Genomic DNA, 10,248 nt, shown 5'->3' on the forward strand with positions numbered 1-10,248 from the left:
ATAGAAATGCCCACTCTCCTGCTTCTTAAAGCGATGCATCAGCCAACCGGGAAGGAAAGGCATGCCTGAAGAGCAAAGCGTCCGCGCCAGGGATGGCGCGGCCGATCCGCAGGGATGCGGGAATCCTTTGCGATCAGGCATACCTTTCCTGACCCTGCACCTTCATCTAAGCCAATTGTTTTATTCAACACATCAATAAAAAGTCCACTGGTCTGCTTCTTAAAGCGATGCATCAGCCCAACCAGGGAAGGAAAGGCATGCCTGAAGAGCAAAGCGTCCGCGCCAGGGAAGGCGCGGCCGATCTGCATGGATGCGGGAATCCTTTGCGATCAGGCATGCCTTTCCTGACCTTTCTCATCAGCCAACAGCGCTTGTTTTATTAACCCCACCAATATAAAAAATCCACTGTCCTGCTTTTTAAAGCGATGAGTCAGCCCAACCGGGAAGGAAAGGCATGCCTGAAGAGCAAAGCGTCCGCGCCAGGGATGGCGCGGCCGATCCGCATGGATGCGGGAATGCTTTGCGATCAGGCATGCCTTTCCTGACCTTGCACCAACAGCCAACAGCCATTGTTTTATCCGTTCATACAAAAAAGCATCTGACTCCAGGCAGTGCAAACATCCTTTACTGCAACGTCTCCTCTTCATGATCTTGCGCTTTCACCCACCAGCCTGTATTGCCTGATGCCTGACAAAACAAAGGTGCCCCAGCCATGCAAATTGCCGAACTGAACCAACATCCCGGCTACGCCGGACAGACCGCACAGTTACTGCACACGGAATGGTCAGCACTGCCTGCATGGTCGCATCAGCCCACCATCCTTGAGCGCATAAAACAGCGGAATCAGGCACCTACTGCAGAATTTACTCTTATTGCCACGCCGGATGGCGAAACGGTTGCCGCTACCTGTAGCGTCATTCGTTATGAACTGGTTGACATCGCGGCAAGGGAATACTGGATCGGTGAAGTGGTGACGGATAAAAGATTCCGGGGCCAGGGCGTGGCAATCGCGCGAGCAAAGCAACAGCAGATTGGCGAACTCTGGCTCTATACACCCGATCAACAGGCGTACTATCAGCGTTCAGGATGGCAGGCGGTGGAACAGCGGCAGATATCGGGTGAAGAGGTCACGGTGATGGTACTTTATCTGGCGCAGTAAAAGGCGGCTCCCGCGAGCCGCCATTGATCGGAATACTGAAGAACTCAGGAAGGTAATCGTTTTACCGGTGCATTCTGCTGGCGATCCCAGATCACCGTCAGCAGGCGTTGTAACGCGATAAAGGCAAACAGCAGGATACCAATGGCAATTTTGGTCCACCACGAGCTGAGCGTACCATCGAAGTTAATCCAGGTCTGGATCAGCCCCTGAATCAGAACACCAAACAATGTGCCCAGCACTGTACCGACGCCACCCGACAGCAGCGTGCCGCCGATTACCACCGAGGCAATCGCATCCAGCTCCACCCCGAGTCCCGCCAGCGCATAGCCGGCCGACGTGTAGATAGAGAAGACGATACCGGCCAGCGTGGCTAAGGTGGTAGAGAGCATATAGATTTTGATGGTGGTGGCACGGGTCGAAACCCCCATCAGCTGCGCCGAAGTCAGGTTACCGCCGATGGCATAGACCTGATTGCCGAAGCGTGTACGGTGCGCCAGAATAATGCCGCCCAGCACCACCACCACCATAATCACCGCCAGCAGGCTAAGACGTCCGCCGCCCGGCACTTTCCACGCCAGGCTGGAGAGCATGGTATAGAACGGATGATCGATCGGAATTGAATTTTCAGAAACCAGATAACTGCAGCCGCGCAGGAAAAACATCCCCGCCAGCGTAATGATAAATGCCGGAATCTTCAGTGCATCGATCAGCCAGCCCATCATCGCGCCAAACAGCGCCCCCAGCGACAGAATCACCGCAAAGGCCAGCAGCGGATCGAGGTGGAAATCGCCGATTGCCCGCGCCAGAAAAACGCCGGTGAAGGCGATAACCGCGCCGACCGACAGGTCGATACCGCCGGATAAAATCACAAAAGTCATGCCGACCGCGATAATACCGAGAAAGGCATTGTCGGTCAGGATATTACAGATCACCCGGGTTGAGGCAAAGCCCGGAAACTGGCTCAGGCAGAACAGATAACCCGCCACGAACACCAGCAAGGTGATCATCAACGGCAGATGGCGTTTGATCATGTCGGGCGTCTCCGTTTCAACATCGCAATAAAGCGCGGTGACTGCAGTAACAGTACGCACATCACCACCACTGCTTTCACCACCTGATTCAGCTCAGGCGGGAAGCCGGAGAGCAGAATGCCGGTGTTCATTGACTGAATAATCAGCGCGCCGATTAAGGAGAGCACCAGATTAAAGCGTCCACCCATCAGCGACGCACCGCCGATCACCACCGCCAGAATCGCGTCCAGCTCCAGCCACAAGCCAGCGTTATTGGCATCCGCACCGCGAATATCCGCGGCCACAATCAGGCCCGCTACCGCCGCACAGACCCCGCTGATGGCGTAGGTGGACATCACCACCAGCCAGCCGGTAACGCCGGCATTGCGCGCGGCGCGCAGGTTAATGCCGACCGCTTCAATAAACAGGCCGAGCGCGGTTTTTCGCGTCAGCAGCCAGACCGCCAGCGCCACTACCAGGGTGATCCAGACCGGCACCGGCAGCATCCACAGCGATCCATTACCAAACCAGCCGAGCGCATCGCTGTCGAAGGTTACAATCTGTCCCTGGGTAATCAGCTGGGCGATACCGCGCCCCGCCACCATCAGAATCAGCGTGGCGACAAACGGCTGAATACGCAGCAGCGCCACCAGAACCCCATTCCAGATGCCGCACGCCAGACCGGTTCCCAGCGTGGCGAGAATAATAAACGGCAGGCTGTGGCCCGCCACGGTTAACGTCGCCGCCGTCGCGCCGGCAATGGCCATCACCGCGCCCACCGAAAGGTCGATACCGCCGGTGGCGATCACCAGCGTCATGCCAATCGCCAGCAGCGCCACTGGCGCAGCGCGGTTGAGGATATCAATCGGGCTGCCGAACAGACGGCCATCCTGCAGATGGACAGCAAAAAAGTTGTTCGCCACCAGGCTATCGATCAGCAGCACCAGCAGCAGCGCGACGATTTGCGGCATACCCGGCGGCAGTTTCAGCTTACGGCGTTGCGGTTTTTCAGATGTCATAGGGGTCTCAAGCATGTTGTGCCCCTCCGTCCGCGATAGCGTTAACAATCGACGCGACCGAAAGTTGTTCCAGCGGAATTTCTGCCACCTGCTTCAGGTCGCGCATAATCAGCACCCGATCGGCATAACCCACCAGCTCTTCCAGCTCAGAGGAGATCACCAGCAGCGCCAGTCCATCAGCGCACAGCGATTCGATTAAACGGATAATCTCGGCGTGCGCCCCCACGTCAATGCCGCGGGTGGGTTCGTCGAGGATCAGAAATTGCGGTTTCGTCACCAGCCAGCGCGACAGCAGGACCTTCTGCTGATTACCGCCCGACAGCAGCTCCACCGGTTGATCGGCGTGCGGCGTACGGATACCGAGCTTTTGATAAAACGTTCGGCGATCGCCTGCTGCTCGCGCTTTTTAATTGGCCGCAACCAGCCGCGCTGCGCCTGCAACGCCAGAATGATATTTTCGCGCACCGATGCCGCGCCAATGATCCCGTCGGTTTTTCGATCTTCCGGACAGAACCCCATGCCCAGCTGTGACGCCCTGGCCGGATTTGATATGCGCTGCACTTTGCCTTTGATTTTTGCCGTGCCGCGGTCGGCGCGACGAATACCAAACAGCACTTCCGCCGTTTCGGTACGCCCTGACCCGAGCAGCCCCGCCAGACCAACCACTTCACCGGGCCGGACCTCAAGGTTGAACGGCTCAATGGTGCCCTTTTTGCCATAATCTTCAAACGACACCACCGGCTGATTACTGCGCAGGGTACTGCCCTGTCGCTGCAGCGCAGTCTCCAGCAGTTCGCGGCCCAGCATCAGCTTGATCAGTTCAATTTGCGGCAGCGAAGCGGTATCGCGGGTGGCGATAAACTGCCCGTTGCGTAATACCGTGATGCGATCGGTAATGCGGTAAACCTGGTCGAGAAAGTGGGTCACGAAAATCAGGCTCATCCCTTTGGCTTTTAACTGCGTCATCAGGGTAAACAGCATCTCCACTTCACTGGCGTCCAGGCTGGCGGTCGGCTCATCAAGGATCAGTACCTGGGCAGAGAGATCGACGGCGCGGCAGATGGCGATGATCTGCTGCATCGCCACCGAGTAGTGTCCCAGCGGACGCGTCACGTCGAGGGAAAAACCATAGTTACGCATCAGTGTGTCGGCATCACGCACCATGCGCCGACGATCGAGCATACCGAAGCGTCGTGGCTCACGGCCAATATAGAGGTTATCCGCCACCGACATATTCGGCAGCATGTTGACTTCCTGATAAACGGTGCCGATGCCCATCTCCTGCGCCTGGGCCGTATTGTGTGGAGTAATCGGTTTTCCGTTAAGGGTAATGGTGCCGGCATCGCGGCTGTAGACGCCGGTCAGCACTTTAATCAGGGTCGATTTACCCGCGCCGTTTTCCCCCAGCAGCGCCATGATCTCGCCTTTGCGGATATCAAACGAGACATTGCTCAGCGCCTTCACGCCGGGAAATCCTTTGCTGACGCCGCTAATGGTTAACAGCGATGTTTCATTGGGTGTGGTCATTCTGCTAACTCCGCCTCACGTCATGAAAAACCGCCCCGCAGGGCGGTCTGCGGCTTAGTAACCCATGCCTTTTTTACGTTCCAGTTCGGTCTGCGCGTCAGCAGGCAGGAACAGTTTCGATTCGGTTTTGATCACTTTTGGCGGCAGCGTGCCCTCTTTCTTAAATTTCTCCAGCGCGTCAAATGCCGGGCCGGCCATGTTTGGCGTCAGCTCCACGTTGGCATTGGCTTCGCCAGCCATCATCGCTTTATAGATATCCGGTACGCCGTCGATTGAGCCGGTAAGAATATCTTTGCCCGGCTTCAGACCCGCTTCTTTAATCGCCTGAATGGCACCGATCGCCATGTCATCGTTGTGGGCGTAAACCATGCAGATGTTTTTGCCGTTATTTTCCGCCTTGATGAATCTCTCCATCACTTCTTTACCTTTACTGCGGGTAAAGTCGCCCGACTGGGAGCGGATCACTTTGATATTCGGATGACCGCTGATCGCTTCGGCAAAGCCTTTCTTACGATCGATCGCCACGCTGGCCCCGACCGTGCCCTGCAATTCCACCACGTTACACTGCTTGTCGCCGACGGTTTTCACCAGCCAGTCGCCAATCAGCTTGCCTTCCAGCACGTTGTCCGCCGTGACTACCGCCTGATAGAGCGATTTGTCTTTGACGACAATGGCACGATCCAGCAGATAGACCGGGATTTTGGCGTCTTTGGCTTCTTCCAGCACCGGTTCCCAGCCAGTCTGCACGACCGGCGCAATAAAGATGGCATCCACGCCCTGGGCAATAAACGAGCGCACCGCTTTGATCTGGTTCTCCTGTTTTTGCTGACCATCGGCGATTTTCAGGGTGATACCGCGTTTCTTAGCCTCGCTTTTCGCCACGTTGGTTTCCGCTGAACGCCAGCCAGACTCCGAACCCACCTGCGAGAAGCCGACCGTCATGTCCGCAGCCAGCACCGGACCAGTCAACGCGGCGCTGACCAGCGTGGTCAGAAGTAAACGTTTCCACATAGTTTTTATTCCTCTGAAGGGCATTTGCTGTTTAGAGTAGAGAGCCCGCTTAGCCTGGACTAAAAAAGGGTGCATAATGGCGACATACTTCACAAAATTGAGCAATTTAAAGGAGTTACGTGCAGGGCTGCGGATTTTTCCGCTGACGGTTATGGATAAAATAACTGAAAGTAAAATCCAGACAGGTTAAATAATTGTAATAAACAGAATCGCTTATGCGCAGGCTCTCTGGAAGCGATTACAGCCAGGCGTACTAAATGGGTTATCCGCCCGTCAGATGAACAAAAAATGGGATTTGTGATTACCCGCACAATGCGATTTCCGCCCTGCTGGCGGGCGAAACGTTTCTCTGATGGGTGCGGCTGACTTTCCCGTTGCAGAGCACGCTGAAAGCTCATGACTGACGGGAGACGTTTCCAGACCAGTGATTCAGCTCAACAGGCAAGCCTGGTGCTCAATAATAAAACGTGCAAAAATGGACTTTTTAGCGCCGTATCCCGGTCTTTTGTCTGATTTTCACCTTTTTTTCGCGACAGGATCTGGACAGCTTTAGCTTGCCCCCTATACTGAGCACTCCTTCGTTCCTTCTACTGTTATGGCAATGATGACTGCGTACGACTACCTGCTTAAATTTCGCAAAGTGAATAACTCAGACAGTCTGGAAAAGCTCTTCGATCACCTCAATTACTCGCTCACCGATGACATGGAAATCATCAATATGTATCGCGCTGCCGATCATCGACGTGCTGAACTGGCGTCGGGCGGACGGTTATATGATCTGGGCTGTGTGCCTAAGACGGTGTGGCGCTACGTGGTATAATTCCCTGCTGCCTGATTGCCTTTTTTATTAGTCATGTTGTCCAGGCGGGCACACCCCATCTGGACATGCTATTCTGCTGCGCTTCGACCTCCCGAAACAGGAATACCCGCTATGAATGAACAGGTTGCTGCGCCGCGCATCGGTGGCTGGCTTTTGTTGCCACTGGCCTGGCTGATTATGACCCTGTTAACCACCGCGCTGGTGATGGCGATGTACCTTACACCGCTGTTTAACCCGGAATGGCGTGCCACACTCTTTTCCCATGGCAGCACCCTTTTCTCATACTGGGCCATCTCTCTGCTCACCACCGTCGCGGTCTGGGCCTACAGCCTGTGGATTAGCTGGCTGTTCTTTAAACGCTCACGCCGTTTGCCGCGCCACTATCTGCTGTGGTTGCTGATTACCGTGCTGTTAGCGCTGAAAACCTTTGCGTTTACGCCGGTTTCTGACAGCCGCGCCCTGCAGACGCTCCTGCTGTCACTGCTGGCGGCGGCGGTGTTTGTTCCCTACTTCAAGCGGTCAGCACGGGTTAAAAATACCTTTATCGAGCCGTAATCGCGTGAGTTATGTCAGGAATTTAATTCTGAGTGCGGTCTGCCAGACCGGTTGCGGCGTAGGTGTTGAGATACGTCACACTATCTATGATAATAAGCCGCTTTCTGGTTCCCTGGCGAAAAAATGACCGATTATCTGCTTCTCTTTGTTGGTACTGTGCTGGTTAATAACTTCGTACTCGTGAAGTTCCTTGGCCTGTGCCCGTTTATGGGCGTTTCCAAAAAACTGGAAACGGCGATCGGCATGGGCCTGGCCACCACCTTCGTCATCACCCTGGCCTCGATCTGCGCCTGGCTGGTCAATCACCTGATCCTGCTGCCGCTGGATCTGGTCTATCTGCGCACCATGGCCTATATCCTGGTGATCGCCGTGGTGGTGCAGTTCACCGAGATGGTGGTACGTAAAACCAGCCCATCGCTCTATCGCCTGCTGGGCATTTTCCTGCCGCTGATCACCACCAACTGTGCGGTACTCGGCGTGCCGCTGCTGAGCGTTAACCTGAATCACACCTTTTTACAGGCGGCGCTCTACGGCTTCAGCGCCTCGCTCGGCTTTTCGCTGGTGATGGTGCTGTTCGCCGGCATGCGCGAACGTCTGGTGCTGGCCAACGTCCCGGCGCCGTTCAAAGGTAACTCTATTGCTCTGATTACCGCTGGCTTGATGGCCCTGGCGTTTATGGGCTTTACCGGCCTGGTGAAATTCTGATGACCGGGATCTGGATTGCCATCGCTGTATTAAGTGCGCTGAGTCTGGTGTTCGGCGCGCTGCTGGGCTACGCCTCACGTCGCTTTGAGGTTGAAGAAGACCCCATCGTTGAACAAATTGATGCCATTCTGCCGCAGAGCCAGTGTGGACAGTGCGGCTATCCGGGTTGCCGTCCCTATGCCGATGCGGTGGGCAATAACGGCGAAGCGATCAATAAGTGCGCGCCTGGCGGTGAGCAGACCATGCTCAAGCTGGCGGAGCTGCTCAACGTTGAGCCGCAGCCGATTGATGGTGATGAAACCGCCAAAGCACCGGTCCGCACCGTGGCTTTTATCGATGAAGCGAACTGCATCGGCTGTACCAAGTGTATTCAGGCCTGCCCGGTAGATGCGATTGTCGGGGCGACCCGTGCGATGCATACCGTGCTGAGCGATGTCTGCACCGGCTGCGATCTCTGCGTGGCACCCTGCCCGACTGACTGCATCGAAATGCGGCCGGTTGAGACGACGCCTGCCAACTGGAAATGGGATCTGAACAGCATCCCGGTGCGGGTGATTCCGGTAGAAAACCATGTTTAATTTGTTGAATTTTTTCAAAAAAGATAAGATCTGGGATTTCGAGGGCGGTATTCATCCGCCGGAGATGAAAACTCAGTCCAACGGCACGCCGCTGAGCGAACTGCCGTTGCCGCACCGTTTTATCATCCCGCTGAAACAGCATATCGGTCATGAAGGTGAAATCTGCGTCGCGCCAGGCGATAAAGTGCTGCGCGGTCAGCCATTGACGTTTGGCACCGGCCGGATGTTACCGGTGCACGCCCCCACCTCCGGCACCATCGAGGAAATCGGTCAGCACATGACTGCCCATCCATCGGGCCTGTCAGAATTGTGCATTTTTCTGTCGCCCGATGGCGAAGACCGCTGGATGCCCCTGGATCCGCTCCCCGATTACCGTCAGCATCCGCGCGCTGACATCGTGCAGCGCATACATGATGCCGGGATTGCCGGTCTGGGCGGTGCAGGCTTTCCCACCGCCACCAAGCTGAAAGGCGGCCTGCGCGGTGTCAAAACGCTGATCATCAATGCGGCAGAGTGCGAGCCTTATATCACCGCAGACGATCGACTGATGCAGGATTACGCCGCTGAAGTGCTGGAAGGTAGCCGGATCCTCGCCTGGGTGTTACAGGCAGAGCGGGTGCTGATTGGCATTGAAGATAATAAACCTGAAGCGATTGCCGCGCTGAAACAGGCGCTTGCCGGTGAGCGCGATCTGCAAATCCGGGTGATCCCGACTAAATACCCGTCCGGTGGTGCCAAACAGCTGACCCGCATCCTCACCGGGATGGAGGTACCACACGGTGGACGCTCTACCGATATCGGCGTGCTGATGCAGAACGTCGGTACCGCCTGGGCGGTTAAGCGTGCCATTATCAACGGCGAGCCGATTACCGAACGCGTCGTGACGCTGACCGGCGAGGCAATCGCCCAGCCGCGCAACGTCTGGAGCCGTCTCGGCACACCGATCAGCCATCTGTTGCATCAGGTTGGGTTCCGTCCTGGCCCGCGCCAGATGGTGATCATGGGCGGTCCCCTGATGGGCTTCACCCTGCCGTCGCTGGATGTGCCGGTGGTGAAGATCACTAACTGCATTCTGGCGCCTTCCGGCAGCGAAATGGGCAATAACGACGAAGAGCAGTCCTGTATTCGCTGTTCCGCCTGCGCGGATGCCTGCCCGGCGAAGCTGCTGCCACAGCAGCTTTACTGGTATAGCCAGGGCGGCGATCACGACAAGGCACGCGCCCATCATATTGATGACTGCATTGAATGCGGTGCCTGCGCCTATGTCTGCCCGAGCAATATTCCGCTGGTGCAATATTACCGGCAGGAAAAAGCGGAGCTGCGCGCTATCGATCTGGAAGCGAAACGGACCCTCGAAGCCAAAGCGCGGTTTGAAGCGCGCCAGGCGCGACTGGAACGTGAGAAGCAGGCACGTGAAGCGCGACATGAAGAAGCGAAACAGCGCGTAGCCCGCAATGACAACAGCGAGCTGGCGGCAGCGAAAGCGCGGGCAGCGGCCCGTCGCGCCGAGCCGGATGAAGCCACTGCTGAAGCGCAGCGTGAAGCCCGTCATGCGCAGGCACGTTTACGTCAGGCCGAGGCTCAGGCCGAAACCCAGCCGCTGACTCGTCAGACGACCGATCCGCGTAAAGCGGCGGTTGAGGCGGCCATCGCCCGCGCCAAAGCGAAGAAAATGACGCCAGCCGAGGCTGAAGTCAGTGAAGAAGCGGAAGTTGATCCGCGTAAAGCCGCCGTCGAAGCCGCTATCGCCCGCGCCAAAGCGAAGAAAGCGGCGCAGGGTGAAAGCGTGGCGGATGCTGAGCCGCAGACTGCTGCTGCCGCTGAAACCGATGATCCGCGTAAAGCCGCGGTGCAGGCTGCCATT

11 protein-coding genes and 1 pseudogene are annotated in these 10,248 nt (G+C 56.6%); 6 read left to right on the forward strand and 6 right to left on the reverse strand.

All coding sequences use genetic code 11. The annotated features are described in order from the left end of the window. Window positions 1–38: 38 nt before the first annotated feature. Both HA41_RS18675 and HA41_RS20860 read right to left on the reverse strand, forming a co-directional pair. Entirely contained in the window at window positions 39–308 is a 270-nt protein-coding gene (locus tag HA41_RS18675) for a hypothetical protein (protein ID WP_094122013.1), read from the reverse strand. Window positions 309–329: 21 nt separating this feature from the next. Further along, a complete protein-coding gene (locus HA41_RS20860) occupies window positions 330–647 on the reverse strand; it encodes a hypothetical protein (protein WP_143807370.1) in 318 nt (105 codons plus the stop codon). 65 nt (window positions 648–712) lie between these two features. On the opposite strand from HA41_RS20860, the gene HA41_RS18680 reads away from it, so the two are divergent. Next, complete coding sequence (locus HA41_RS18680) at window positions 713–1,159, forward strand: GNAT family N-acetyltransferase (protein ID WP_094122014.1); 447 nt, start codon at window positions 713–715, stop codon at window positions 1,157–1,159. A gap of 44 nt (window positions 1,160–1,203) precedes the next feature. Here the strand turns inward: HA41_RS18680 and yjfF are convergent, their stop codons facing one another. From yjfF to ytfQ, 4 genes and pseudogenes are all read right to left on the reverse strand, one after another. Then, window positions 1,204–2,190 carry a galactofuranose ABC transporter, permease protein YjfF gene (yjfF, locus tag HA41_RS18685; protein WP_094122015.1) on the reverse strand — a complete coding sequence of 329 codons (987 nt, stop codon included), beginning with the start codon at window positions 2,188–2,190 and terminating at the stop codon, window positions 1,204–1,206. Then, on the reverse strand, window positions 2,187–3,203 hold the full coding sequence (gene ytfT / locus HA41_RS18690; RefSeq protein WP_094122016.1) for a galactofuranose ABC transporter, ATP-binding protein YtfT: 1,017 nt from the start codon (window positions 3,201–3,203) through the stop codon (window positions 2,187–2,189). The genes yjfF and ytfT overlap by 4 nt, the downstream gene beginning before the upstream one ends. Continuing rightward, window positions 3,196–4,715: pseudogene (locus tag HA41_RS18695) on the reverse strand (sugar ABC transporter ATP-binding protein). Before HA41_RS18695 ends, ytfT begins: the two are co-directional and overlap by 8 nt. Window positions 4,716–4,769: 54 nt before the next feature. After that, window positions 4,770–5,726 (reverse strand): galactofuranose ABC transporter, galactofuranose-binding protein YtfQ, encoded by a 957-nt coding sequence (ytfQ, locus tag HA41_RS18700; protein WP_094122017.1) that lies wholly within the window; start codon window positions 5,724–5,726, stop codon window positions 4,770–4,772. A gap of 604 nt (window positions 5,727–6,330) precedes the next feature. Between ytfQ and ydgT the strand changes: the two genes are divergently transcribed. The 5 genes from ydgT to rsxC form a co-directional block, all read left to right on the forward strand. Further along, complete coding sequence (gene ydgT / locus HA41_RS18705) at window positions 6,331–6,546, forward strand: transcription modulator YdgT (RefSeq protein WP_094122021.1); 216 nt, start codon at window positions 6,331–6,333, stop codon at window positions 6,544–6,546. Between the two features lie 111 nt (window positions 6,547–6,657). Continuing rightward, window positions 6,658–7,101, forward strand: coding sequence for a DUF2569 domain-containing protein (locus tag HA41_RS18710; RefSeq protein WP_094122018.1), 444 nt, complete (start codon window positions 6,658–6,660; stop codon window positions 7,099–7,101). Between the two features lie 123 nt (window positions 7,102–7,224). Next, window positions 7,225–7,806 carry an electron transport complex subunit RsxA gene (gene rsxA, locus HA41_RS18715; RefSeq protein WP_031377346.1) on the forward strand — a complete coding sequence of 194 codons (582 nt, stop codon included), beginning with the start codon at window positions 7,225–7,227 and terminating at the stop codon, window positions 7,804–7,806. Further along, window positions 7,806–8,384 (forward strand): electron transport complex subunit RsxB, encoded by a 579-nt coding sequence (gene rsxB / locus HA41_RS18720; protein ID WP_094122019.1) that lies wholly within the window; start codon window positions 7,806–7,808, stop codon window positions 8,382–8,384. The genes rsxA and rsxB overlap by 1 nt, the downstream gene beginning before the upstream one ends. Beyond that, window positions 8,377–10,248, forward strand: a 1,872-nt coding sequence (gene rsxC / locus HA41_RS18725) for an electron transport complex subunit RsxC (protein WP_094122020.1), incomplete at its 3' end; no start/stop codon positions are given. The genes rsxB and rsxC, both read left to right, overlap by 8 nt.

It is taken from the genome of Pantoea conspicua (assembly GCF_002095315.1).
Lineage (GTDB): Bacteria > Pseudomonadota > Gammaproteobacteria > Enterobacterales > Enterobacteriaceae > Pantoea > Pantoea conspicua.

Excerpts from the sequence above, each read along its gene's own strand:
- HA41_RS18675 (WP_094122013.1), bottom strand. The coding sequence starts at position 308 with ATGCAGATCGGCCGCGCCTTCCCTGGCGCGGACGCTTTGCTCTTCAGG.
- rsxA (WP_031377346.1), top strand. The coding sequence starts at position 7,225 with ATGACCGATTATCTGCTTCTCTTTGTTGGTACTGTGCTGGTTAATAAC.
- ytfT (WP_094122016.1), bottom strand. The coding sequence starts at position 3,203 with ATGCTTGAGACCCCTATGACATCTGAAAAACCGCAACGCCGTAAGCTG.
- ydgT (WP_094122021.1), top strand. The coding sequence starts at position 6,331 with ATGACTGCGTACGACTACCTGCTTAAATTTCGCAAAGTGAATAACTCA.
- HA41_RS20860 (WP_143807370.1), bottom strand. The coding sequence starts at position 647 with ATGAAGAGGAGACGTTGCAGTAAAGGATGTTTGCACTGCCTGGAGTCA.
- rsxB (WP_094122019.1), top strand. The coding sequence starts at position 7,806 with ATGACCGGGATCTGGATTGCCATCGCTGTATTAAGTGCGCTGAGTCTG.
- HA41_RS18710 (WP_094122018.1), top strand. The coding sequence starts at position 6,658 with ATGAATGAACAGGTTGCTGCGCCGCGCATCGGTGGCTGGCTTTTGTTG.
- HA41_RS18680 (WP_094122014.1), top strand. The coding sequence starts at position 713 with ATGCAAATTGCCGAACTGAACCAACATCCCGGCTACGCCGGACAGACC.
- yjfF (WP_094122015.1), bottom strand. The coding sequence starts at position 2,190 with ATGATCAAACGCCATCTGCCGTTGATGATCACCTTGCTGGTGTTCGTG.
- ytfQ (WP_094122017.1), bottom strand. The coding sequence starts at position 5,726 with ATGTGGAAACGTTTACTTCTGACCACGCTGGTCAGCGCCGCGTTGACT.